This window comes from Aurantimonas sp. A2-1-M11 (assembly GCF_036549475.1).
Taxonomy (GTDB): domain Bacteria; phylum Pseudomonadota; class Alphaproteobacteria; order Rhizobiales; family Rhizobiaceae; genus Aurantimonas.
The window spans coordinates 18,911-42,990 of sequence record NZ_JAZHLI010000025.1; the positions used below are offsets into that span (position 1 = coordinate 18,911).

A 24,080-nucleotide genomic window follows, 5' to 3' on the forward strand; every position below is an offset into this window, starting at 1 on the left:
GAAAGGAAGTTCGAACAATGACGCCACTCTGGGCCGGACTGATTGCGGGTTTCGTCGCGACAACCATCCTCTCGATGATGCAGTTCGTGAAGCAGAAGATGAACATCATGCCGCAGCTCGACATGATCGGGATGATCTCGGGCATGATGGGTGCCTCGCGCGGGATGGGTTGGGTTGTACATTTCATCGTGGGCACGGTGCTTTACGGGCTGACCTACGTCTACCTGTTCGCCGGTCTCGGGCCGGACGCGCACTGGCTGAGTGGCGCGGCATTGGGTGCGGCTGGATGGTTGATGGCAATGCTGGTCATGATGCCGATGGCAGGAAACGGCGTATTTGGCCTGAAACTGGGCAGAATGGTGCCGGTGATGGCGCTGATGATGCACATCGTCTTCGGCGCCATCCTCGGCTTTGTCTACGGCTGGATCGTCGCATGATCGGCGCGGCGGAGCATGCCAAGCCCGAGGGGCGGGCCCCGGAGCGCGTCATCATCACCGGCGCCTCCGCAGGAGTGGGGCGTGCGATCGCCGAAGAGTTCGCACGACACGGCTGGCGCGTCGGCCTGATCGCCCGTGGGCGGGCGGGCCTGGAGGGCGCCGCCGATGCCGTCAGGCGCCTTGGAGGCGAGCCGCTCGTCCTGCAGGCTGACGTGTCCGATCCGGAGGCGCTCGATCGGAGGGCCGGTGAGGCAGTTGCCGCCTGGGGTGGCATCGACGTCTGGATCAACGTGGCCATGGTGACGATGATCTCGCCGATCGCGAACATCGAGCCCGATGAGTACCGGCGTGTCACCGACGTCACCTATCATGGGCAGGTCTTCGGAACCATGACGGCCCTGCGCCGGATGAAGCGCCAGGGCCATGGCACGATCGTCAGCATCGGCTCGGCGTTGAGCTACCGAGGCATCCCGCTCCAGGCCCCCTATTGCGGCGCCAAGTTCGCGGTGCGCGGCTTCCTCGATGCGCTGCGCAGCGAGCTCGACCACGACGGCTCGCCGATCCGGGTCACCGAGGTGCACCTGCCCGCGGTCAACACGCCGCAATTCCACTGGGCGCGCAACAAGATGCCGAAGCGGCCACAACCGATGCCGCCGATTTACCAAGCGGAAGCGATAGCGAGGGAAGTCTGGCGGGCCACGCACGAGGCGCCGCGCGAGCTGTGGCTCGGCGGCTCCGCGATGCAGGCCATTCTCGGCGATGCCGCCGCGCCGGGGGTTGTGGACCACATGCTTGCCGGCAAAGGCTATTCTGGTCAGCAGACGGACGAGCCGGCCGAGGTGCGGCGGGATAACCTTTTCGAGCCGGTGGACGACGAGCGGGGCCACGGCGCCCACGGCCGTTTCGACGGGCAGGCCCGCGAGCGGCTGTTGGCGTTTCGGCCCGAACGTTTGCGGGTCGGCGCGGCGTTGGGCGCAGGTCTAGCGGCAGCGCTCCTTGCGCTTGCGCTCACCTCTGCTGCAAAACGCGCTCGTCCGCGTAGGGACCGGCCGTGAGCGCCCGGGCTCCCGTCCCAGCCCCTGACCAGGTAGCGGCCTATCTGCCGATCGAGAAGCTCGGAATGATCGGTGACCGGCGCACTGCGGCAATGGTCGACGCCAATGGAACTATCGGCTGGTTCTGCCTGCCGAACTTCGACGGCGCGCCCGTGTTCGGCGGGCTCATCGATGCGGAGCGTGGAGGGGCTTGGCGCCTCGGACCGCGCGAGCCATCGGTCGGCCGGCAGCGCTACGAAGGATCGACAACCACACTCCTCACGACCTGGGGCGATGCTTCGGCCGGTGTGGAACTCGCCGATGCGATGCTCTGGCCGCAGAATGCGCGTGACGGCAGCGAGCTGAGCCGTGTCATCGTGCGGAGGCTCCGGGCACGAGGCGTCGGCGCGCGCTGCGCGATGACGTTTCATCCGCGCGACGATTTTGGCGAGGCCGCTGTCGTGTCGGAGGCCGATGGCGCGCTGCGAGTGGAGGTCGGCTCGCACGTGCTGCGCGTTTGGACGAGCTTTCCGGTCCGGGTCGTCCCTGGCGGCGCCGAAGCCGAGTTCGAGCTGGCCGAGGGCGACGAGGCTTGGGCCGTGCTCGCACTCGCGGACGAAACCCTCTGGACCCCGGAGCGCGCCGCGCAGGCGCTGCGCGAAACGGAGTCCTACTGGCGGAACCGGGCGAGGCGGCTCACCTTTTTCGGCCCGCGCCGATCCCGGATCCTCCGCTGCGCAACAGTCTTCCACCTCCTCAGCTTCGCGCCTACGGGAGCGCTCGTTGCAGCTCCGACATGCTCGCTCCCCGAGCGGATCGGCGGCGACCGCAACTACGACTACCGTTTCGCTTGGATCCGTGACGTGTCGCTCGCCATGGCGAGTCTGGCGATGCTCGGCGATCTCGAGGCGGCCGAACGCTATATGGACTGGTTGGCCGGCCTGGGATCATCAACCGATATGCCGCTCCAGGTGCTCTACCGGATCGACGGCAGCACCAATGCCGCGCAAGAGGTCCGGGACGATCTTTCCGGCTATTGCGGCTCGCGCCCCGTGCTGTTCGGCAACCATGCGGCCGGCCAGCACCAAATCGACAGCTTCGGCTATCTCGTCGACTGCGCCCTCATCTACCTCCAGCAGGGCGGGCGGTGGAAGGACGCGTACTGGCAGATGACCCGTCGCCTTGCGGACTATACGGCGACGAAGTGGCGCGAGCCGGGGCAGGACATCTGGGAGCTTGGCGATGCCTGCCACTTCGTCAGCAGCAAGGTGCTGGCCTGGGTGACGCTGGAGCGCGCGGTCCGCATTTCGGAACGCACAGGCGCTGAGGGGGACGTTGCCCGCTGGCGGCTGGAGATGGACGCCATCCAGAAGGACGTCCGGGAGCGCGGATGGAGCGAAAAGCTCGGCGCCTTCCGTCAGCACTACGAGGCGGACGACCTCGACGCCTCGGCGCTCCTGATGGCGATGTTCGACTTCCTGCCGATCGACGACCCGCGGCTGGTCGCCACGATCGACCGCATCGAAGAGTGCCTCACGCGCAACGATCTGGTCTTCCGCTTCGACCCCGAGAAGATCCCGTCGCCCCTGGGGCTGCCGCTCGGCGCGGCGGAAGGCGCATTCCTGCCCTGCACCTTTTGGCTTGCTGCGGTGCGCGCCAAGCAGGGGCGCCCCGACCGCGCCGAGGCGATACTGGCGCGGGTCGAGAAAACGATGGGAGAGCTCGGGCTTCTTGCCGAAGAGATGGACCCGGCGACCGGCGCGTTCCTCGGCAACACGCCGCTGCTGTTCAGCCATGCCGAATACCTGAAGGCCGTGCTGTCTATCGCCAAGGCAAGGCCGATGGGCCGTATGCTGCTGATGGCATCGCAGATCATAGGCCGGATCCGGAAGCACGTCCGAGGGGACCGGAACTGACCCCTCGAAAGGAGATGAGATTGCCGATAATCAACGAGATTGATCTGGTTGAGCATGGCGCGGGACGCGTGCCGGCCCTCCAGGATCTTGACCTTGAGGCCGGCAATGTCGCTGCGGGCAAGGATGGTGTCGGATTCGATACTCATCTGCGGAGCGTATCGAACCCGGTCGTCTATTCGGCAGGCGATGCCGCCGCCACGGCGGGCCTCCACTGGCACCGGTTTCGGCGTTGGGGGGCAGGGTGGTGGCAGCGAACCTCCTGGGCGGAGACATAGCCGCCGCGAAGTATGCGGGCATCCCGAGCGCGGTCTTCACGATCCCGGCGCTGACCCGCGTGGCTGGAGCGAGGACGAGGCACTGAAGCAAAACCTGACCTTCGAGACGAAGTTCACCGACATGCGAGGCTGGTTCACCACCCGACGCTTCGCGGAAAGTGCTGCGGTGGCCAAGGTGCGAATCGAGCCGGGCAGCGGTCGCATTCTCCGGGCGCACATCCTCGGCCCCGAGAGCGTGGAGCTCATTAACCTCTTTTCACTTGCGATGCGAAACGGGCTTCGGAACGCGGACCTCGAGAATTTCGGCAGCGCCTACCCATCTGGTGCGTCCGACCTGACTTTGCTCATCTGATCAAGAACACGCCGCAGCTCCCGGTTCGCCGCAGCTAAACTTTCAAAGGAAAGGCACAACGATGGAGATGAAGACCCGAACCGTCGACGGAATAGCGCTGCGCTGGCACGAGCGGGGTGAGGGCATACCGCTCGTGCTGATTCACGGCATCCCGACGGGGCCGCGCCTCTGGCGGAACGTCCTGCCGAGGATCGAGGGGGCGCGCTGCATTGCTTGGGAGATGGTGGGATATGCCGGCTCGATCCCGGCCGGCCGGGATCGCGACATTTCGGTGGCGAAGCAGGCGGAGTATCTGGCGAGCTGGATGGCCGCGCTCGGGATCGAGCGGGCGATCCTTGCGGGTCATGACCTCGGCGGCGGCGTGGCGCAGATCGCGGCGGTGCGCCATCGCGACCGTTGCGCGGGGCTTTTTCTGACGAACGCGATCGCCTACGACTCTTGGCCGATCCCGAGCGTGAAGGCGATGCGCGCCACTCGCGGCGCCGTGCGGCACCTCCCGAATGCGGCGTTGAAGATAGTGATGGCGACGCTGTTCCACCGTGGTCACGACGATAAGGGGCAGGCGCATGAGGCTCTGGAGGTGCACTTTCCCGCCTACCGCGACAGCGACGGTGCCGCAGCGCTGGCCCGGCAAGTGGCGGCGCTGGACGTCCGCGACACGGAGGCGGTGGCCACAGACCTGCCCCGTCTCAATTGTCCGGCGCGGCTTGTGTGGGGTGTAGCAGATCAGTTTCAGAAGGTCCGCTACGGCGAGCGGCTGGCGCGCGACCTCAAGGCACCGCTCAGGCGGATCGAAGACGGCAAGCATTTCACTCCGGAGGATCATCCCGACATCGTGGCCGAACAAATCAACGCTCTCGTGGCAGATGTTGCCGGGGGATAGACACCGACATGCGATGCTACGCGCACGCGGCCGAACGCCTTACCTGATCGCGGCGCTGATTGTCTTGGCGGTGCTTGGTCTTCTCGCGTCGGATCACCAGACGGGATGGCTCCGGGCTCTCACCGAGCAGGAGCGGCTGAACCGTCTGATCGACGCGGCCGGCGCTTTCGGCCCCGCCGCTGTGGTGCTGCTGCTGGCGCTGGCGATCGTGGCGTCGCCCCTTCCGAGCGCTCCGATTGCCATGGTCGCGGGCGCGGTCTACGGGCCGTTTGGCGGCACGGTGTTGGCAGTTGCTGGATCGTTCCTCGGTGCGTCAATTGCCTTCGTCATCGCACGGTTCCTCGCCTACGACGCGGTGCGCCGGTGGGACCTCGTTAGGCGGCCGCTGGACTGGCTCGAACGGGGTCACTCGCAGACCTGGCTCATGGGAGTCGTGTTCCTGACCCGCCTTGCGCCGTTCCTCTCCTTCGACGCGATCAGCTACGCCGTCGGGCTGACACCGCTCAGCTACTGGCGGTTCGCGGTCGCGACGCTTGCGGGCGTGGCGCCGATCAGCTTCCTGCTGGCCTACGGCGGCGGCACGATCTACGCGGCCGGGAGCGGCAGCATCCTCGTCACGATTCTCGCCTTCGGCGGGATCACCGCAATCCCGGTCCTCGCGCGCGTGATCTGGGTCTGGCTGAAGCGGCTCCGTTCCTGATGGCTCTTATCAGAGCGGGTAGCCTCGTCACCGCAGGTCGACGCGCACGCTTCCCCCGATTTCCAGAGGCACGTGAAGAAAGCCTCCGGCATCGACCTCAACCGGACCCGCGACCCGTGCAGGAAGATCGACAGCGGCGATAGGCACCACGCCATCGACGAGGCGCAGTACCAACAACCGCCGTCGATTTTGCTCCGGCAGGATCAGGTCGGCGACGCCATCGCCGGAGACGTCGGCGGTCGCGGCGAAGCTCACCTCGGTAGCTCCGATAGTGTGCGACGTGTAACCTGGCTGTGGCGGGTAGACGCGGCGAAGCGTCCCGTCCCGCAGGGACAGCAGCTCCAGTACGCCGTCAATATGCGGTGTCCGAACCACCGCGATCTCATCACGACCGTCGCCGGTGAAGTCTTCGATCGCCGCGATTGAGAGCCATCGGTTCGGCTGACCGATGGGCGGCGTTGCCGCCCGCTCGACGAGCGCTTCGCCGCTCAGGCCATAGACCGCCACAGCCGCCCCCGCGCGGACGTCGGTGCGGATTGCCACGATCTCACGCCTGCCGTCGCCGTCAAGATCGGCAAGACGCGGCGTCACGTCTTCGAACACGTACCGCTCGGGCAGCACGATCTCGTGGATCGCGCCGCGCTCGTCGCGCACAACGAGGCTGCCACCCTCGATACCATCTCCGAGCACGCCGTGGGCGTAGCGGGTGGTGGGCCTGCCGTACCAAGTGGCAGCGACGTCCGGTTCCAGAGTGGTCGCTACGCTGCCATCGGCTAGTCGAACCTGCGCCGCCGCCGGTCCGGCAATCGACAGTGTTATCGCAGCGGCGGCGCAGTGCATGAGTGCCCGGAAGTCCAGCAATTCCGGGCGGGGCCGGACGGCGGTTCTATGTTGCACGGCCACGCATCCCCACAGATTGGACATAGAACCGCGTGGATAGCATCTCACTCCAGTCATGTTGGCTCCAGAACATGAACTGCGGTCCTCTGTCGGCACCCTTGCGGCGCGGAGTGCCGAAAGGGTGGAAACAATCGCGAAGTTTCCATATCTGTCACTGGCACGTTCAACTTCATGAACCGGCTGCTGGAAGGTCACGGTGTACACGGCAACGAGGCGCTCTATCGCGAGCGCGGCCCCATGCTGAAGCAGCACGGCTATCTTCCGGTGATCCGGCGGCTGAAACCGCGGCTTGTCGCGGAGCAGGGCCGCCCGGCTGGGAGTAGCCCGACCCTTCGCATCAGTCATAGCTTGGCAGCGCCGCGCAATGTGCGCCGCCCGCCGCCTGACCGGAGCCGAGTGCCAGAATCGGCGGCGCCTGGAACGGATTAATCGGCGCGCTCGCGGTTAGATCGAAGGCGAGGAGTGTGACGACGAGAAGCGCCGTTGCGGCCATCGTCACGAGCCGGGTCACCGCCGCACCTCAAGGCCAAGTGCCGGGCGAAGGCGGATGCCGCACCAGGCGCCGCCGAAGGCCATCACGAACCACGCCCAGCCGTGGAGGCTGCCTGTCGAGACGCCACTGAAGAAGGCGCCAACGTTGCAGCCAAACGCGAGCCGCGACGAATAGCCGAGAAGGAAGCCTGCCACCACCGTTGCCGCCCAGGCCCTGAGCGGCAGTTCCGGTATCGGTTGGGTGAAGCCGTGCCGCCATGCGGCGACCAGGAACGCGCCGCCGATGATGCCGAGGTTGGTTAGCGATGTGACGTCGGTGAGAATGCTTTGGCTCATCCGCTCAACATTGGTGGGCGCGCTCCAGAAGGCCGAGGCGGAGAGGTCGGCACCAAGCGCTCCCGCCCCCTTCGCCGCCCAGAGTCCTAGGCCATAGACAACACCCCAGGGCTGCCCCGCAACGACGAGATTGGCCAGCGCTAAGGCCGCGAGCAGGCCGGCGGCGAGCCACAGCCGCCGCGGAATCCATCGCGTTCCCGGCGCGGCGACCAACAGGGCGACGGCAGCAACGAGAGCGAGGCCCACGAGCGTCACCGCGACGCCGTCAAAGCCGTCGAAGACCACCACCGGCGCGGTTCCGAGTTCGGTCCACCAGGTCAGGTGGTAGGCGCCCGCGAAGCTGCCGATGGCGAAGAAGGGCAGCGCCAGTACGCCCACGGGGTTGCCGCTTCCTGCGTTGACCAGCGTCCCCGAACCGCAGCCGAGTACCACCTGCATCGCCGCGCCGAAGACGAAGGCGCCCCCCAGCATGGCGACGCCCACGGGCGCATGCGCCCCTAGGAGCTCCGTACTGTTTGCGGTGATGAGCGGGATCGCGAAAACCGCGACAATGGCGATGGAGACAAGCTGCGCCAGCAGGCCTGCCGGCTCCCGCCGTACAATCATAGCCCGCCACGGGCCGGCGAACCCGAAGCGCAGCCCCTCGAGCGTGATCCCGAAGCCAAGTCCTATCACCAGGAGTAGCCCGTAGTGGGCGCCCGCCGTCGCCGCCACGGCTAAGGCCGCGGCGAGCGCCAGCAGGATCAAAACGGAACGTTCCACGCCCGGGCCGAGGCGGCGGTTCGCCGTGATGACATCAGTCATGGGCGCCTCAGAAGACGTTGGTGATCTGCAACCAGATCCGACGCAGCGGCCCGGGAACGTTGGCCATCTCGTAGCCGGCGTTCGACCAGCCGACCATCGATTCGGGATACAGCTTCACGTTGTTGATGCCGGCGAGCTCGCTCAGCGCGAACCAGTTGGTCGCCGCCCAGTGCCCGGTGTTGCAGAACGAGATCAGTTGCGCGTCGTCGGTATAGCCGGCCTTGAACGCAAGTTCCCGTGCGGTTTCGGGGTCGATGATCACCGGGCCGTTCTCGAACCAGTTTGAATGCTCAAAATAGTCGGCCTGTGGTAGCGTTCCCGGCTTCGCCGCAGCCGGGTGCATCTCAGAGCCATCGTAGTACGATTCAGGCCGCGCATCGACGAGCGTCGCCTCGTCTTCGCCCGAAAGCACCGCCTGCACGTCATCGGCAGTAGCCAGCCACTCATCCGAGAACGTCACCTCGATTTCGCTCGGCTCGGGCGTTGCCGGGTTGACGTCAAGCGCCAGTCCCGCCTTGGTCCAGGAGTTGATTCCGCCATTGAGGATTGCCAGCTCGCTGACGCCGCTTGACTTCAGTGTCCAGTAAACGCGCGCCGCGGCGCCGAAGTCGCTGATGTCGACTCCCTGGTAGACGATGATCGTGGGCCGGTCCGGTGTCACCCCGAGCGACCGAAGCGTCTCGGTCAGCGCGGCATCCGAGGGGAGCTCCCCCGGGTTCTCCTCCGGACCGCGGAAAAGCGGATAGGGGGCGCTCACAGCACCTTCGATATGCCCGGCGGCGTAGGACGCCTCGCCCTCAGGCCCCCGGATGTCGAGCACGAGTGGATCGCCCGCTTCAAGGACCTCGGCCAGATCCGCGGATCCAAGCAAGGGAGGCAGATCGGACTGCGCGACCGCGAGCCCCGCTTGGCCCGCGATCACGGCCGCGAGTGCAACGCTTCGCATGATCATGAAGATCTCCTATTGATTGCGTCTGTCACTTAATCGCGTAGCGCCGACCTTCAAGCCTGCGGCGCGTCCTCGGGTGCACTCCCGGAGGACCAGACGTTCCACCAGAATTCGAGCCGCGACGACCTTCCTTGGTGCAGCAGTTGGCGCGGAACTTTGTCTCCGAGCCCGCGAACTATCTTTCGAAAGTCTTGAATGGGATGTCGATCGAACGCGCATTGTTGGGGTTGTCGGAGATCGAACGCCGCGCCTTCACGCTGGTGCGCCTCCGGGGAATGTCGCTCGACTAGGCGGCGGGGTCGAGCAGTTCCTCACCTTCGTCGCGGCGCCCATGGCCGCCGTCCCCGTTCCGATGACCCGCGCCTGCTCCCGCGTCGCGGCGCAGTTGCTCCTCATGTCACTGACAGCCGAACCCTCCGGTAACATCGCCAACTCCTCGGTCGCCCGCGCCTCAAAGTCGCGGCAGCAATTCCCAACGGCTGGACACGCCGCAAGCCAGAGCGTCTCAAAAGCCTTGAGGCTGGCGCGACCTTATCCCGATCACCTTGGCTTGATGGCGCGTAACGGCGCCGGCTTCGCCAGCGAATAGCTGTCCAACGGAAGGCAGGGTAATTCGATGCAGTAGGGCAACATCCGGTTTCTGGCAGGAACGAACATCGTGACCGGGCGCGAGGCCGCAGACTGCGATCCGGCAAAGGCACCGGGCGAAATGACCTATGCGAAGCCCCGCGCGGATGTGGATAAGGGATCTAAGATGCAACGCTTGTCCATGCTCGGAGTGATGGCTGTCTTTCTCGGCACGTTCATCGTATCCACCTGCTATGCCGATACCCCGAAAGGCTGGAGCGGGGAGTGGGCCCGCACCGACTTTTCCGAGCATGCCGTGCCGTTCGACGAAATCCTCTCCGGCGGGCCGCAGAAGGACGGGATTTCCTCGATCGATCAGCCGAGGTTCGAGCGGATTTACCACCTCGCCATGTCGCCGCTCCCGAACGATCCGGTGATGAGCGTCGAGATCAATGGGGATGCCCGGGCGTACACGCAGAGCATTCTGGTCTGGCACGAGATCGTCAACGACACGGTCGGAGGCATGCCGTTAGCCGTGACCTACTGTCCGCTCTGCAACATGGGCGCAATGTTCCGCCGCAAAGTCGGTGGCGAAGCCAAAACCTTCGGTACCATCGGCAAGCTTCGGCACTCGGACCAGGTAATGTGCGCCCGCGCCACGGAGAGCTGGTGGAAGCAGTTCGATGGGCGGGCGATCGTCGACGAGCGCACCGGCGACATGCTGGACCGTGTTCCCTCGCGCCTGGAGTCCTTCCGCGACTTCCGCAAGTGCTATCACGACGGACTGGTGCTCGTCCCGAGGGATCCGGCCCACCGGGACTATGGCCGGAATCCCTATTTTGGCCATGACGACTCGGCCATGCCGTTCCTCTACCGGGGCGACTATGACGGCCCTGGAACGTCCCTCATGCGTGTCGTAGCAGTGCTCGGGCGTGACGAGGCCTGGAGCTTCGATTTCCTCCAGAAGAAGCTGAAGGTCGAGGTCGACGATCTCGTGATCAACTGGAACCCGGGCCAGGCTTCGGCTGTCGACCAGGACCGGATCGCAGAAGGCCGGGACGTCGGCACCGTGACGGTGCAGCGCCACCTCGCCGGCGGCGAGTTCAAGGACGTCGCCTACTCCGTCCCGTTCGCTTTCGCCTTCCGCGCCTTCAACCCGGACGCGCCGATCCGGCATTTCGAGTGAGAGGCGGAACCGACCTAAGGCGGCCGGCCGATGAACACCGCGTCAGCGGGTCCATGCCGTCCGGGCCGGGTAGTCGGCGGCCGGTGCGCTCGGCCGGCCGGCTCTGCGCGGTGGCCGATTCTGTACTCGGCCAGCGGCCGCCGCGGAGAATCCCGGCCCGGGTGCATGGCGCCATCCTCGCCGACCAGCGGGCGAGCGAGGTTCTCGTCTGCATCGTCCAGTTCTCCGCCATCGCTTTCTTCGGCGCCTTCTATGCCCTGACCCCGAAGGCATTCCCCGCGGAGGTGCCGTTCGAGCCGGTGCCCTGGGCGCTAGTCATCTACGCGGCGTTCACCGGGATGCGCCTCTGGCTGGCGCTGACGAGACGGCTGAATGAGGTCGTGCTCCACGTCTCGGTGGTCGTCGACGTCGCCGTCCTGATGCTGACGATCTGGAGTTTCCACCTCCAGTACCAGCAGCCCGCGACTGTGTACCTGAAGGCTCCGACGCTGCTCTACGTCTTCATCCTGATCGCGCTAAGGGCAATGCGCTTTGAGGCGCGCTACGTGCTCCTGACAGGCCTCGCGGCCATCCTCGGCTGGTCCGTGCTCGTCGGCTACGCGGTGCTCACCGCAGGTGAGATGCAGATCACGCGAAACTTCGCCGAGTACGCCACGTCCGGCGCCATCCTCATCGGCGCCGAGGTCGACAAGATCGTCTCGATCGCGGCAGTGACGGGCATCCTGGCGGCGGCGATCGTCCGGGCCCGCCGGCTGCTGGTCCGCGCAGCGACGGAGACGGACGCAGCAAGCCAACTATCGCGTTTCTTTGCGCCCGAGGTCGCCCGCGAGATACGCGCGACGGAGTCCGGGTTCGCCCCCGGTGATGCGGTAATGCGCGAGGCTGCCATTCTCGTGCTGGACCTGCGCGGCTTCACGGCGCAAGCCGCGCGCCTCTCCCCGGCCGAGACGGTCGCTCTCCTGCGCGAGTACCACCGGGAGGTCGTCCCCGAGGTCCAGCGGCACGGCGGCACCATCGACAAGTATCTCGGAGACGGCATAATCGTGACCTTCGGAGCGGCATTCCCGAGCGAGACGCACGCGCGCGACGCGTTTCGCGCCGCGGAGGCGGCGATTGATGCAGCGTATTCCTTAAACGCCGCGCGCGCCGGCGATGGCGATGAGCCGATCGAACTGAATGCAGCGATCACCGTCGGCCCGGTGCTCTTCGGGGTGACCGGCGACGAAAGCCGACTCGAGTTCACCGTCATCGGCGACGCGGTTAACCTCGCGGCGAAGCTGGAAAAGCACTGCAAGGTTACCGGATGTTCGCTGCTTGCGACGGCGACGGCATTGGACCGGGCGAGGAGCCAGGGACTGACGTCATCCGACGCCTGGCGGCGGCTGCCGACCCAGGACATTGTCGGCGTGTTGCCGCGATTGGAACTGGTCGGCTGCGTTCCTTAGCCAGTCGGCCCTGAGCCAGCACCTCACAAAGTTTCGCGGGGCGCGTATGGCGGACATGTGCCGAGAAAGTCAAACGATCTAATATCAGATCAGCGATCCAGACTTTCCCATGGCGGCGCTCTACGAGGCGTTCTGCAAACGTGTTTGGGATGCCCAAGCCCAGCGGCACTGAGTTCGGTTCTGATCGTACAGTTCGATCGAACGCGAAGAATCTGTGCCGCAATTCTCCGGCTTCCTCGCGGGGCCGGCCCATGCCGTCGTCAAGACGAGAACGGAATACCGGCTGGTTTTGGGAACGGTCGGATGCAGGGTTGGGCGTCGAACTGCTGCGCGACATCAGCCAACTGATCTTTATCGCCGGTGAAGTCTTGCAGGGTGCGCGCGGCACCGTCTCGAACACCTTGGCGTGATGGCACGTAACGGCGCCGGCTTCGTCAGCGAATAAACCTATATCAGAAACACGATTATGCAAAGCGGATACACCGCTGATGCAGAAGAAGGATTTATCTCAAATGAATAACGCTCGTAATTTCACTATCGCCGTGTTTTCCGCCACCTTGCTTTCCGGCGCTGTCCTTGCGCAGGACGCCGCGACGCAGATCCCGGGCTCCGAGACGACCATCGAGCTGAATCGCGCCGCCGAGCGTAACGCGGTAGCCGCAATGCCGGGCAACGAGACTTCTGTTTCGGTCAACAGCCCGATTAACAACACCATCGTGCCGGGCAACGAGGCCGAACTCGAGCTCAACCGAGCCGCCGAGCGCAAAGCGATCGCAGAGGGTGTAACAGGCGAAACGATCGGCCCTGCCGATATGGTTTCGGACGTTCTCGTCCCGGGTTCCGGCGCGACTTTCTCGCCGAGCACAGCGCCGGTCACACAGTCGGGTATCGCGCTGCAGGACGATGCGATTACCAACGTTCAGTAAGCCGAAAACGGGTCACTTCGACTCATTCTAGGAACTATAAAGGGTAGTCACTGCTGGGACGGCCCATTTTTGTGTGCGTCCGGGGCGTGCTGCCATCTTCTTGGGCAATGACGGAGGCGACGTACTCGACTACCTACCAGACGCACAGGGTCATGACGCGAGTATCGAACACCAACTTCCCGGAGCCCCGATTCCGGCAGGGAGCGGCAAGTCGAGCGAGCCGGCGAGGGCGAGGCTGAAGAACGTTGGTCATGGGAACTCTCTTTGGACGATGAGCGAGCCGATCATCGGTCTTGCATTCCATCATTCGAGGTCGCCCGGAAATCTGTTAATCCTTTAGAGATCTCACGGGCAACGCGGACTGTATGCAACGAGAAAAACTCCGCTTCTCCGCGTAACAAACACCTTTGCCTCGACGAATGGCGTACATGATGCCTGCGTTCCCGACCCGGTTAGAGGGGCTTTATGCGCTTCTCAGTGTGACTCTCAGGGGATATGCAAGGGCCTATGGCGCTTTCCTGAGGGAGGTCGCCGCCGACCCTGCGCCCGTCTGCGGGGCGTCGCGTGCGCGGCCATTAGGATCTCTTCCACCGAGGTCTTCCGCCTGTCCCGTTGCGGAGATGGTTCCTACCCCACGGGATGTGGCGCGTGCGGTGGATACCCTGGATTGCTGCCACCTACGCCATGGGAGGTTTGCCACTGGCGATCCTGCTCCGGACCTCCGAAAGGAAGCGACCACGCTACCTTTACTGGCAGACAGCCTGTACGGCCTTGCCGCTGCTGCGGTCTCTTCTACGCGGTTCACTGCATTGACGACACTCCGCTCTTCGTGGTCACCTGGTATCCGCTGGCTGCAAGCGAGCTTGTCGTTGTGGGCGCTTCACTGGGCCGGGCAATTCTCCGGTGATGAACCATCCCCAGCATCAACCCCTCACTCGGAGAGATCACTAATGATCCGCCAAGTTCTGCATGCCGCCACTCTGGTCGGCGCCATCCTCCTCAGTGGGGTGACGGCGCAAGCGATGGAGGGAATGAATATACGCTCTGCCTCGGGTTCGGTGGAGGAGACCGTTGCCCGGCTGACCGCGGCGATCGAGAACGCCGGGGCCAAGGTCGTGGCGGTCGTCGACCATGCTGCCAACGCCCGGTCGGTCGACGCAGACATCCCGGAGACCCGGGTCATCATCTTCGGCAATCCGAAACTCGGGACGCCGCTGATCCAGGAGAACGCCCTGGTAGCGATCGACCTGCCGCAGAAGATGCTCGTCTGGCGCGACGGCGAGACGACGAAGGTCGGCTATCTCGAGCCGGACGTTCTGGCGACACGATATGGGCTCGATCCGGCGAGCGAACCGGTCACGTCGATGACGACCGCCATGGACCGCCTGGCGGGGATGGCGGCCTCGACGGACTAAAGGACGCGCCAAACCTGGTCCCGCTAGCGATCCCTCAGGCTCAGACGGCCAACGGGGCTGTCCTCGACGGCAGCACGACGATCGGCGTGCCGTCGGGCACACGGTCGTAGAGGTCGATGACATCCTGGTTCAGGAGCCGGATGCAGCCCGACGAAACGGCCTTGCCGATCGACCATTCCTGATGCGTACCGTGCAGGCGGTAGAGCGTGTCCTTGCCATCCTGGAAGATGTAGAGCGCCCGGGCGCTCAGCGGGTTTTCCAAACCGGGCGGCATGCCGCCATTGGCGATCGAGTACGGCTCGAGCTCCGGCTGGCGTGCGACCATCTCGTCTGGCGGGGTCCATTTCGGCCATTTGCGCTTGTACTGCACTCGCGCGCGACCGGACCAGGAGAAGCCCTCCCGCCCGACGCCGATGCCGTAGCGCATCGCCGAGCCGTCGGCCTGCGTGAAAAAGAGATACTTTGCGTCGGTATCGACGACCAGCGTGCCGGCCGGCTCATTGGTGGTATTGGGCACCTCCCTGCGCCAGAATGCTGGGTCGACCTTTGAGACATCGACGGCAGGCACGAAGAACTGCTCGTTCGGCATCGCGTCATACATCATCGGGCGGGATGGCGCCGGAGGTGGAACCGCTGGGCTTGGTGCGACCAACTGGGTTCGAGGCGTGCTCACGCAGCCCGAAAGCGCCAAGGCCGACAGGCCGAGCATGACATGACGACGCGAAAGCGCCGATCCGGCTGTGTCTGTTGGGGTCAAGGTGACGCCTCTCTTCTTGGACGAAGGATGCGACGCTTTCGGGCGTCGTTTTGCCGTGTATCAGGCGGCAGCCGGAAGGGAACCGCGCACAGGATAGTCGTTCGCGAGGACAAACTTCAGCCCTCCCAGAAGATCGTCGAGGCGTGGCCGAGCGAAGGGTACATTCTGTAAATAGAGGGCGTAGATGCGGCCGTCCGGATAGACGACGGCGATGCCGGGTTCGGCGAACAGGTCGGGCTCGGGATCCTTCGCCTTGGTCGAGATGAACAGGCCCCAGGCGCGGGCGCTCTCTTCCGCAAGGCCATAGCCGACCGGTAGGTCGGCGATTTTCCATTCGTCGGACTGTCGTTTCGCTCGCTCGGCAGAATCCATCGATACGGCGTGCACTTCAATGCCGAGCGCGTCGAAGTCCGGGAGCTTTTCAGCAAGCTCCTGCATCTGGCTCTTGCAGATGGGGCAATGGACGCCGCGGTAGAAGAAGACGACGCTAAAGGACTTTGGGGTCACAACAGAGAGATCGAGCGTTGGACCCGCGAGCGTCGAAACCTTGAGAGCGGGTGCGTGGTCCCCGGGGAGGGGAGTCGTGTGGTTCATGGTCTATTCCTTCAGGTTTGAGACGATCCCGCGTGTTGATCAGCCTTCGGTGGGTGTGGCCGGCGCTTCCGCACGCCGGGACGGCGACGGTGCCAGCATGGCGATCTGACTGTCGGAGAGCGCCTTGAGATAGCCAGCGCCCGAGACCGTGCGCGACATCACCCGAATGGAGACGATGGTCCCTAATATCGCCTTGGCGAAGACGCTCGCGTCCAGGCTGTCCGAAATCGATCCGTCGGCCTGTCCACGCAGCAGGACGCGATGAAGGGCGTCCTCCACTTCGCGAAGTCCCGACGCGACATCCTCGCCGAGTTCGGCATCGTGAGCCGCGACCTCCGCGGCGGAATTGACGAGAAGACAGCCGTCGCGGCTTCGCGACGAGGATTCGACAATGGCATTGAGGAACGTCTCAATCGCCTCACGAGGCGACGTGCTCGCATCCAGAAGGGTCACACGGCGGCGGCTCGACTGGTCGAGGTAGCGCTGGAGCGATCGCTTGAAGAGGGAGCGCTTGTCACCGAACGCATTGTAGAAGCTTGCCGAACTCATCCCCATTGCCTTCTCGAGATCGCGCACGGAGGTCGCGGTGTAGCCGTACGCCCAGAAGCGAGCGACCGCCCTGTCCAGGACTTCGTCTTCGTCAAAGCTTCTGTTTCGTCCCATCACGCGATTTCCCGAGTCGATCACGACCACGGCATGGGGCCGTTCGTGTGCTTGTTATTTTGGACCGAACGATCCAAAATCCAAGTCCCCTGACCATCGATCGAGGAAAAAAGATGCTCGTCACCACTCTTCGTTCCGCCGCGGCGGCGCTCGTCCTGACCGTCGCATCAATCGCACCCCACCTCGCGTTGGCGGCCGAGATCGTGCCTTTCGAGACAGCGGCCTTTGAGAAGGCACAAGCCGACGGCAAGGCGATCGTCGTCGACATCGCGGCCCCCTGGTGCCCGACCTGTGCCACGCAGAAGCCGATCATCGAAAAGCTCGCGGCCGACCCCGCTTACGCCGACATGCAGATCTTCCATGTCTCGTTCGACGACCAGAAGGACGTGGTCCGAGCCCTCGACGCGCGGATGCAGTCGACGCTGATCGCCTTCGACGGCGAAAGGGAAACGGCGCGCTCGGTCGGCGACACCAACCCCGATTCGATCGCTGCCCTGTTCGCGTCAACCAAGGGCCAGTGAACGCAGCTCTTGCCGTTGCCGCCTCCGGCGATCACGCGACCCGACGTGAGATCCCGTTGACGCACTAGGAGAACCCATGACGACGCTGCTCGCCCTCCTCGCCGGCGTACTGTCCACGCTGTCGCCGTGCGTCCTGCCGCTTCTGCCCGTCGTTCTGGGAACAGCGGTGTCTCAGCACAGGCTCGGCCCCGCGGCGCTGGCCGCAGGTCTAGCCATCTCGTTCGTCGTGATCGGCCTCTTCGTAGCGTTGGTCGGCTTTTCGATCGGCCTCGACCTCGATGTTTTCCGGACCATTGGCGGATTCGTGCTCGTTGGCATCGGTGCCGTCTTGCTGGTGCCTCAGCTCCAGACGCGGCTGGCGACGGCGGCGAGCCCCGTCGGTACCTGGACGGAGCGCCGTTTCGGCGGGTTCGAATCCGGCGGGCTTCGGGGGCAGTTCATGATCGGACTGCTTCTCGGAGCGGTATGGAGCCCCTGCGTCGGGCCCACACTTGGCGCTGCCTCGATGATGGCCGCGCGCGGCGAGAACCTCGGACAGGTTACTCTCACCATGCTGGCCTTCGGCATCGGGGCGGCCCTGCCCCTGCTCGTGCTGGGCGCTCTGTCGCGCGAGGCGCTGTTGCGTTGGCGCGGGCGCCTGCTCGGCGCTGGCAAGGGCGGCAAGATGATCCTCGGCGCGGTGCTGGTGACTGTCGGGATCCTGGTGATCTCCGGCCTCGACAAGCAGGCCGAGGCGGCCATCGTCGCAGCGTCGCCGCAGTGGCTGACCGACTTGACCACCCGGTTTTGAGCGTTGGACCGCGGTTGCAACAGGAGGAACCGGGTTTGAGCGACGGCAGTGGATACGACGTCTGCGTTGTCGGCGCCGGATCCGGCGGGCTCTCGATTGCCGCCGGAGCGGCGCAACTCGGTTTGCGGACGATCTTGATCGAAGCAGGACGGATGGGGGGCGACTGCCTGAACACCGGTTGTGTGCCGTCTAAGTCGCTGCTGGCTGCTGGCAAGCTGATGCATGCACACCGCTCCCCACATTTGGCCGGCGTGCCTGCGCATTTGTTCGAGACCGACCGTTCTGCGGTTAACACACACGTTCGCGGCGTGATCGATGCGATCGAACCACATGACTCGGTCGAACGCTTCGAGGGCCTCGGGGTTCGCGTCGTCCGGGGGCGGGCCAGCTTTCTCGATGAACGCAGCCTCACCGTCTCCGGCGAGATTGTCCGTGCGCGTGACATTGTTCTGGCGGTCGGCTCCCGTGCCGCCATACCACCGATCCCCGGGCTGGATCCCCGGCGCGTCTTGACGAACGAGAGCCTCTTTGACGTCGACATCGTGCCGGAGCATCTCGTCATCGTTGGTGGCGGTCCAATCGGGATCGAGATGGCGCAAGCGCATCGCCGCCTCGGATCCCGTATCACCCTCGTTACACAAGGCCGGATCCTGCCGAAGGACGAGCCGGAACTCGTCGACGTTGTGCGCCGGTGCCTCTTGGGGGAGGGGATCGTGATCATCGAGAACGCCGAAGTCCGCTCCGTTCGACACGAGGCGAACGGACACGTCGTCGAGGTTGTCCATGGGGAATCGACGCGTAGCTTCGCGGCCTCCCACCTCCTTGTCGCTACGGGCAGGACGGTGAACATCGAGGGGCTGGCACTCGAGCGTGCCAACGTCGAGTTCGGCCCCGAGGGCATCCACACGGATAGGCGCTTGCGGACCACGAACCGCCACATCTACGCCGTGGGCGACTGCCTGGGGGGTCCGCAGTTTACGCATATCGCTGGCTACCAATCCGGGATCGTGATCCGGAACCTGGCATTACGTATTCCTGCCAAGGTCGACTACGGCGCCTTGCCGTGGGTTACCTATACCGATCCCGAGTTGGCCCATGTGGGCCTGACGCTGACCGAGGCGAACCAGCGTTATGGCGACAGGGTGCGGACCGTCGTCAAGACCCTGGACAATCTCGACCGGGCCGTCGCGGAAGGCCGCAACGAGGGAATGCTGAAGATTGTTGCCTTGCCTGACGGCCGGGTCCTCGGCTGCTCGATCGTCGCTCCCGGGGCTGGAGAACTGATCGGGCTATGGTGCCTCGCCATCACCAAGGGTCTGAAGCTGAAGGATATCGCCTCGCTCGTGCTGCCTTATCCGACGCTGTCTGAACTCTCCAAGCAAGCGGCAGGAGAATGGTATCGGCCGAGGCTCTTCAGCGAGCGCACACGCCAGCTTGTAACGTTGCTGCGCAAGCTTCCGAACTGGTGAGCGAGACGTGATGTCTGTCGCTCATGTCGTCAAACGAAAGGTGTTGTCCATGTCTCTTCGCGGATGGATCCTCCTCGTTGTCCTGGGGGCGCTCACGTTGGGTGCCTATGGCGCGGGAATTTCCGACGTCCTCAACATTGAGGCGGTGAAGGCTCGGCGGGGCGATTTCCTGTCCGCCGTGGAGGCTCACCCGTTCTGGTCCGCCAGCGCCTTCTTCCTCGCCTATGCCATCGTGGTGGCTCTCTCGCTGCCTGCCGCGTCGGTCATGACACTGCTGGGCGGATTCATGTTCGGCACAGTCCTTGGCGGCTCGCTGGTGGTGGTCGCCGCGACTCTCGGGGCGACTATCCTGTTCCTGGTGGCGCGATCGTCGCTCGGCGGAGCCCTGCGCGACAAAGCCGGTCCCTTTGCCGCACGCGTGTCGTCGAACTTTCAGGCCAATGCCTTCGAGTACCTGCTGTTCATGCGGATCGTCCCGATATTCCCTTTCTTCGTGGTGAACGTCGTCCCCGCGTTGTTCGGCATGCACTTGCGGGCATTCGCGTTGGCGACTCTCGTGGGGATCATCCCCGGCACCTTCGTCTACGCACATCTCGGGCGGGAACTTGGAACGATTTCCAGCCTTGGAGACCTTCTGTCGGTGGATGTCCTTGTGGCCTTCACGCTGCTCGGGTTGATTGCCCTCCTTCCCGTCGCATACCGAAAATGGAAGTCTGTGCGGTCTGGCCCCGCAGTTCCCGTCGCGCTGCTCGCGCTTGCGCTGTCGGCTGGCTTCGCTCCGGATGCAAACCAGGCAAGGGCGGCGGACGCACAGTACGACCGCTTCGTCGAGGTCTATGGCAGCCTGCTGGATGATCACGTTCGGCCTGCCCGGAAGAGCGGCATCACCTATGCGGGTGTCGACTACGTCGCCTGGCGAAAGGACCCCCGGCATGCCGAAGCGCTGGCGGTCCTGCTGGCTTCAAATCCAGCGATGGCTGGTTCACGCGCCGAGAAGCTCGCCTATTGGATAAACGCCTACAACTTTCTGACCGTCGACCTCATCGTCCGGGAGGGCGAGGCCCAGTCGATCAAGAACCTCGGCGGTATCTTCTCCAGTCCCTGGAAGAGTTTCCAGTGGCCAGTCGGTGGAGGGCAGCGAAGCCTCGATGACATCGAGCATGGGATCATTCGCAAACTCGGCGAACCGCGGATCCACTTCGCGGTGAATTGCGCGGCGATCTCCTGCCCCGATCTCCGCGGAGAGCCCTATGCGGCCGCGACCCTCGATAGTCAGCTCGCCGAGCAGGTCGCAAGGACGTTCGCCAATCCCACGAAAGGCTACGCCGCCAACGGCAAGTCTGTCTGGGTCAGCAAAGTGATGGACTGGTACGGAAATGATTTCAACGGTGGCGCCGTCGCGACGTGGATCCGGGAAAACGCTCCGGTCAACATGCCGTCCGGAGCGAGGGTTGGTTTCTTTGCCTACGACTGGGCGCTGAACGACCTCTGAGAAGGGGTGAAGGATACCCATGCTGGATCACCGTATTGTCCCGTTGCAGAATCGGATCCTCGTTCCTGTCGCACGCGTCCTGGCGGCCAGGGGTGTTCGCGCCGACACGCTGTCATGGGCGGGATTTGGCTTTGGCGTTGCGGCGTTCTTCCTGATCGCGGCAAGCTTCTATGCATTCGGGCTCGTGGCGATCGCAGCCAACCGTTTGTTGGATGGTCTCGACGGAAGCGTCGCCCGTGCCACGCACCCGACAGACCGGGGAGCGTTCCTCGACATCGTGTTGGATTTCGTCTTCTACGCGTTGGTGCCCCTCGGCTTCGCGATTGCCGATGCCGAAGCGAACGCATTGCCGGCCGCCGTGTTAATTGCATCCTTCGTCGGGACCGGCAGCAGCTTCCTTGCGTTCTCGCTGCTGGCGGAGCGACGAGGACTTTGCTCGACGCGGTTTCCGTCAAAGGGGCTCTATTACCTCGGCGGCTTGGCGGAGGGGGCTGAGACGATTGCGGTGTTCGTCGTCATGTGCCTCTTCCCCTCGTACTTCGCCGCTCTGGCCTATGGCTTCGCATTGGTGTGCGCGCTGGCAACCGTCTTGCGCTGGCGTCACGGGCTCACCGTTCTTGCCGGGACCTGACACCCTGGACTGGTTCATTGAAACATGTGCCTCCAGAGGGTGTTCGGCACATGACAGGCGATACCCTCCGCCGGCGGGCGGACGATGCCCTTCGAGACACCTACAGATGGAGGACTACTGTGATCTCATCGCGTACCGCACCGGTCATCGTCTTCGACGTCAACGAGACGCTGCTCGACATTACGGTCCTCGAGCCGCTGTTCGCCAGACTCTTCTCCGACGCGTCGGTGATGCGCGAATGGTTCGCACAGTTGATCCTCTATTCAGAGGCCATCTGTCTTTCCGGTCGCTATGTGCCGTTCGGCCAGATCGCCGCGGGTGTCCTGAAGATGGTGGGGCAGACCCGGGGCGTTTCAGTCGGTTCGGCCGACCTTGACGAACTGCGCGCGACGCTCGCCAACATGCCGGCACATCCGGACGCGGCCCCCGCTCTTGGCACGTTGAAGACCGCGGGGTTTCGGCTGGTCACCCTGACAAACTCTCCGCCTGCGGATTCGCCCACTCCGCTGGAGCGCGCCGGCCTCGCTGACTTCCTCGACGCGTCATACAGCGTCGACACGGTTCGCCGGTACAAACCGGCACCCGAGACCTACCGGATGGTCGCCGAAGCCGAAGGTGCCGAAACCGCCGATCTTTGCATGGTGGCCTGCCATGTGTGGGATACCATTGGAGCGCAGGCCGCCGGGTGCCTCAGTGCTCTGGTGACGCGACCGGGCAACGCGGTCCTGGAAGTGGGCGAGATCCCCGTTCCTGACATAGTTGGCCCGGACCTCAAGGTGGTTGCGCACGAGATCGTTAATCGATGGTCGGTGCTGTGACGGCAAAGTTCTGCCGAGCGTGATGATGCAGGTAAGGCTCCAGACTACCGGGCCCGGAGGGATGACGCCAGGCAAGAGGTGTTCATTCACATTCGAACGCCCCAATCCTCGGCGAACTCGCTCGGAACCTGGCAATCCGAACGTCGTCGGGTGCGAAGAAAGAGCCATGCGTCACGCAGCGCAACTTCATATCCGCAAACAGGCCGAAGGCCGCTGAATTGAAACAATGGGAGGACACTCCATGGCGCTGAACGAACGGCAAGAGGCGCTCTGCGCCGGAAACCCGGCGGAGTTCTCCGGTCTCTCGGCGGTGATCCTGAATTGCACACTCAAGCGGGCGGACGAGCCCAGCCATACCGAACTGCTTCTGACGGTACCGGCCGAGATCATGCGGCGTGTCGGCGTCACGGTCGAGATTATCCGGCCGTCGGGCATGCCCATCGCCTTTGGCGTGCAGCCCGACATGACTGAGCATGGCTGGCCGGAAGACGCCTGGCCAGGCATCTGGAAGAAGATCGCCGCCGCCGACATCCTGATCCTCGGCACGCCCATCTGGCTCGGCGAAGAGAGCTCGGTCTGCCGGCTGATGATAGAGCGGCTCTATGCCATGTCGGCGGAGTTGAACGACAAGGGGCAGTCGAGCTTCTACGGCAAGGTCGGCGGCGTCGTCGTCACCGGCAACGAGGACGGTATCAAGCACGTGGCGATGTCGATCCTCTATGCGCTCCAGCATCTCGGCTATACGATCCCGCCGCAAGCCGATTGCGGCTGGATCGGCGAGGCGGGGCCGGGGCCGTCCTACGGCGACGACGGCGCCGGGTTCGACAACGATTTCACCCAGCGCAACACCACGATCATGACCTGGAACCTGTTGCACATGGCCCGGATGCTGAAGGCGGCGGGCGGGTTGCCCAACCATGGCAACGACCGCCGCGCTTGGAAGGCCGGGTGCCGTTTCGGCTACGAGAATCCCGAGCACCGGGCCTGAGCCGGAGGGGAGCCGACCTCGCGGCTCTCTCCAGCCGCCGTCTTAGACCTTGTAGCCGGCGAACATCTCGTCGACCTCTGGTTTGAAAACGTGGTTGCTGTAGTTACTGAGCGTCTTGACGGCGATGGCGAGGATGATGGCGGGGATGTGCCGCTCCTCATAGCCGGCCTCGCGGAACGCGGCAACCTCGTTGCCGGTCGGGTTGCCACGGCTCTCGACCATTCGCACGGTGAAGGCACGCAGTGCCTCGAGCTTCGCGTCAGGCAGCGGCCGTCCCTCGCGCAGCGCGGCGAGCGACTCAGCGGGGACGCCGGACATCTTGTCGGCGATCATCGAATGCGCTGCCATGCAGTAGCCGCAGCCATTGAAGTTCGAGATGGCGAGGAACACGATCTCCTGCTCGGCGGGGGAGAATCCGGCCGACTCGCGGAACCGGTTGTAACCGTCGAGATAGGTGTCGAGGACCCCCGGTACGGCGGCCATGCCGCCGTACATGTTGGGCACGAAGCCGAGACTCTTCTTCGCACGCTCGAGCGCGGCCTTGGCGCCGCTCTGTGCGGTGTCGAGAGTCTCGGGCTTTACGTCGATGATGTAGTTCGTGGTCATGGTCTTCCTTCGGTTGCTGGGGTCGGAGGTGGTCGGCAGCGCCTGCGCCGATCGAGTGCGAGTACGTCAAGGAGATGTGCGGCGAGCGAGGCCGAGGTCCAGGGCGCCGGTACAGTGCGAATTGTGAGACCGTC

Annotated in this window: 27 protein-coding genes; 19 read left to right on the forward strand and 8 right to left on the reverse strand. The window is 64.6% G+C overall.

What is annotated here, in order from left to right; translation table 11 throughout:
• Positions 1-17: 17 nt before the first annotated feature.
• The 6 genes from VQ042_RS13030 (at position 18) to VQ042_RS13055 (ending at position 5,597) form a co-directional block, all read left to right on the forward strand.
• Positions 18-437 carry a DUF6789 family protein gene (locus tag VQ042_RS13030; RefSeq protein ID WP_331819905.1) on the forward strand — a complete coding sequence of 140 codons (420 nt, stop codon included), beginning with the start codon at positions 18-20 and terminating at the stop codon, positions 435-437.
• Positions 434-1,492, forward strand: a complete 1,059-nt coding sequence (locus tag VQ042_RS13035; RefSeq protein ID WP_331819907.1) for an SDR family oxidoreductase — start codon at positions 434-436, stop codon at positions 1,490-1,492. The genes VQ042_RS13030 and VQ042_RS13035 overlap by 4 nt, the downstream gene beginning before the upstream one ends.
• Entirely contained in the window at positions 1,489-3,387 is a 1,899-nt protein-coding gene (locus VQ042_RS13040) for a glycoside hydrolase family 15 protein (RefSeq protein ID WP_331819909.1), read from the forward strand. The genes VQ042_RS13035 and VQ042_RS13040 overlap by 4 nt, the downstream gene beginning before the upstream one ends.
• Before the next feature lie 105 nt (positions 3,388-3,492).
• On the forward strand, positions 3,493-4,014 hold the full coding sequence (locus VQ042_RS13045) for a hypothetical protein (RefSeq protein WP_331819911.1): 522 nt from the start codon (positions 3,493-3,495) through the stop codon (positions 4,012-4,014).
• Positions 4,015-4,075: 61 nt separating this feature from the next.
• A complete protein-coding gene (locus tag VQ042_RS13050) occupies positions 4,076-4,897 on the forward strand; it encodes an alpha/beta fold hydrolase (protein ID WP_331819913.1) in 822 nt (273 codons plus the stop codon).
• Positions 4,881-5,597, forward strand: a complete 717-nt coding sequence (locus VQ042_RS13055) for a TVP38/TMEM64 family protein (RefSeq protein ID WP_331819915.1) — start codon at positions 4,881-4,883, stop codon at positions 5,595-5,597. Before VQ042_RS13050 ends, VQ042_RS13055 begins: the two co-directional genes overlap by 17 nt.
• A 27-nt stretch (positions 5,598-5,624) precedes the next feature.
• Here the strand turns inward: VQ042_RS13055 and VQ042_RS13060 are convergent, their stop codons facing one another.
• From VQ042_RS13060 to VQ042_RS13075, 4 genes are all read right to left on the reverse strand, one after another.
• Positions 5,625-6,521 carry an FG-GAP repeat domain-containing protein gene (locus VQ042_RS13060; protein ID WP_331819917.1) on the reverse strand — a complete coding sequence of 299 codons (897 nt, stop codon included), beginning with the start codon at positions 6,519-6,521 and terminating at the stop codon, positions 5,625-5,627.
• A 313-nt stretch (positions 6,522-6,834) separates the two neighbouring features.
• Positions 6,835-7,008: a hypothetical protein gene (locus tag VQ042_RS13065; protein WP_331819919.1), complete on the reverse strand. Its 174-nt coding sequence runs from the start codon at positions 7,006-7,008 to the stop codon at positions 6,835-6,837.
• On the reverse strand, positions 7,005-8,129 hold the full coding sequence (locus VQ042_RS13070) for a YeeE/YedE family protein (RefSeq protein ID WP_331819921.1): 1,125 nt from the start codon (positions 8,127-8,129) through the stop codon (positions 7,005-7,007). Before VQ042_RS13070 ends, VQ042_RS13065 begins: the two co-directional genes overlap by 4 nt.
• A 7-nt stretch (positions 8,130-8,136) precedes the next feature.
• Positions 8,137-9,081, reverse strand: a complete 945-nt coding sequence (locus VQ042_RS13075; RefSeq protein ID WP_331819923.1) for a sulfurtransferase — start codon at positions 9,079-9,081, stop codon at positions 8,137-8,139.
• Positions 9,082-9,209: 128 nt separating this feature from the next.
• On the opposite strand from VQ042_RS13075, the gene VQ042_RS13080 reads away from it, so the two are divergent.
• The 6 genes from VQ042_RS13080 (at position 9,210) to VQ042_RS13105 (ending at position 14,617) form a co-directional block, all read left to right on the forward strand.
• Positions 9,210-9,368, forward strand: a complete 159-nt coding sequence (locus tag VQ042_RS13080; RefSeq protein WP_331819925.1) for a hypothetical protein — start codon at positions 9,210-9,212, stop codon at positions 9,366-9,368.
• Between the two features lie 464 nt (positions 9,369-9,832).
• Positions 9,833-10,831, forward strand: coding sequence for a DUF3179 domain-containing protein (locus VQ042_RS13085; protein ID WP_331819927.1), 999 nt, complete (start codon positions 9,833-9,835; stop codon positions 10,829-10,831).
• A 284-nt stretch (positions 10,832-11,115) separates the two neighbouring features.
• Positions 11,116-12,276, forward strand: coding sequence for an adenylate/guanylate cyclase domain-containing protein (locus VQ042_RS13090; RefSeq protein WP_331819929.1), 1,161 nt, complete (start codon positions 11,116-11,118; stop codon positions 12,274-12,276).
• Positions 12,277-12,764: 488 nt separating this feature from the next.
• Positions 12,765-13,202, forward strand: coding sequence for a hypothetical protein (locus VQ042_RS13095; protein WP_331819932.1), 438 nt, complete (start codon positions 12,765-12,767; stop codon positions 13,200-13,202).
• 667 nt (positions 13,203-13,869) lie between these two features.
• On the forward strand, positions 13,870-14,109 hold the full coding sequence (locus tag VQ042_RS13100) for an NrsF family protein (protein WP_331819934.1): 240 nt from the start codon (positions 13,870-13,872) through the stop codon (positions 14,107-14,109).
• Positions 14,110-14,152: 43 nt separating this feature from the next.
• Positions 14,153-14,617, forward strand: a complete 465-nt coding sequence (locus tag VQ042_RS13105; RefSeq protein ID WP_331819936.1) for a DUF302 domain-containing protein — start codon at positions 14,153-14,155, stop codon at positions 14,615-14,617.
• Positions 14,618-14,657: 40 nt separating this feature from the next.
• On the opposite strand, the gene VQ042_RS13110 is transcribed toward VQ042_RS13105, so the two are convergent.
• The 3 genes from VQ042_RS13110 to VQ042_RS13120 form a co-directional block, all read right to left on the reverse strand.
• Entirely contained in the window at positions 14,658-15,221 is a 564-nt protein-coding gene (locus VQ042_RS13110) for a L,D-transpeptidase (protein ID WP_442880078.1), read from the reverse strand.
• A 213-nt stretch (positions 15,222-15,434) separates the two neighbouring features.
• Positions 15,435-15,968, reverse strand: a complete 534-nt coding sequence (locus tag VQ042_RS13115; RefSeq protein ID WP_331819938.1) for a peroxiredoxin-like family protein — start codon at positions 15,966-15,968, stop codon at positions 15,435-15,437.
• 39 nt (positions 15,969-16,007) lie between these two features.
• Positions 16,008-16,631 carry a TetR/AcrR family transcriptional regulator gene (locus VQ042_RS13120; RefSeq protein ID WP_331819940.1) on the reverse strand — a complete coding sequence of 208 codons (624 nt, stop codon included), beginning with the start codon at positions 16,629-16,631 and terminating at the stop codon, positions 16,008-16,010.
• 113 nt (positions 16,632-16,744) lie between these two features.
• On the opposite strand from VQ042_RS13120, the gene VQ042_RS13125 reads away from it, so the two are divergent.
• The 7 genes from VQ042_RS13125 (at position 16,745) to VQ042_RS13155 (ending at position 23,340) form a co-directional block, all read left to right on the forward strand.
• The gene (locus VQ042_RS13125; RefSeq protein ID WP_331819942.1) at positions 16,745-17,152 is read left to right on the forward strand and encodes a thioredoxin family protein; all 408 of its coding nucleotides are present in this window, start codon (positions 16,745-16,747) and stop codon (positions 17,150-17,152) included.
• A 76-nt stretch (positions 17,153-17,228) separates the two neighbouring features.
• Complete coding sequence (locus tag VQ042_RS13130; protein ID WP_331819944.1) at positions 17,229-17,942, forward strand: cytochrome c biogenesis CcdA family protein; 714 nt, start codon at positions 17,229-17,231, stop codon at positions 17,940-17,942.
• Between the two features lie 35 nt (positions 17,943-17,977).
• Positions 17,978-19,411, forward strand: coding sequence for a dihydrolipoyl dehydrogenase family protein (locus tag VQ042_RS13135; protein ID WP_331819946.1), 1,434 nt, complete (start codon positions 17,978-17,980; stop codon positions 19,409-19,411).
• A gap of 49 nt (positions 19,412-19,460) precedes the next feature.
• Complete coding sequence (locus VQ042_RS13140) at positions 19,461-20,903, forward strand: DUF547 domain-containing protein (protein ID WP_331819948.1); 1,443 nt, start codon at positions 19,461-19,463, stop codon at positions 20,901-20,903.
• A 19-nt stretch (positions 20,904-20,922) separates the two neighbouring features.
• Positions 20,923-21,534, forward strand: a complete 612-nt coding sequence (locus VQ042_RS13145; protein WP_331819950.1) for a CDP-alcohol phosphatidyltransferase family protein — start codon at positions 20,923-20,925, stop codon at positions 21,532-21,534.
• A 50-nt stretch (positions 21,535-21,584) separates the two neighbouring features.
• Positions 21,585-22,352 carry a haloacid dehalogenase type II gene (locus VQ042_RS13150; protein WP_331819952.1) on the forward strand — a complete coding sequence of 256 codons (768 nt, stop codon included), beginning with the start codon at positions 21,585-21,587 and terminating at the stop codon, positions 22,350-22,352.
• 241 nt (positions 22,353-22,593) lie between these two features.
• Positions 22,594-23,340: a flavodoxin family protein gene (locus VQ042_RS13155; RefSeq protein WP_331819954.1), complete on the forward strand. Its 747-nt coding sequence runs from the start codon at positions 22,594-22,596 to the stop codon at positions 23,338-23,340.
• Positions 23,341-23,382: 42 nt separating this feature from the next.
• On the opposite strand, the gene VQ042_RS13160 is transcribed toward VQ042_RS13155, so the two are convergent.
• Positions 23,383-23,946: a carboxymuconolactone decarboxylase family protein gene (locus VQ042_RS13160; RefSeq protein ID WP_331819956.1), complete on the reverse strand. Its 564-nt coding sequence runs from the start codon at positions 23,944-23,946 to the stop codon at positions 23,383-23,385.
• Between the last annotated feature and the right edge of the window lie 134 nt (positions 23,947-24,080).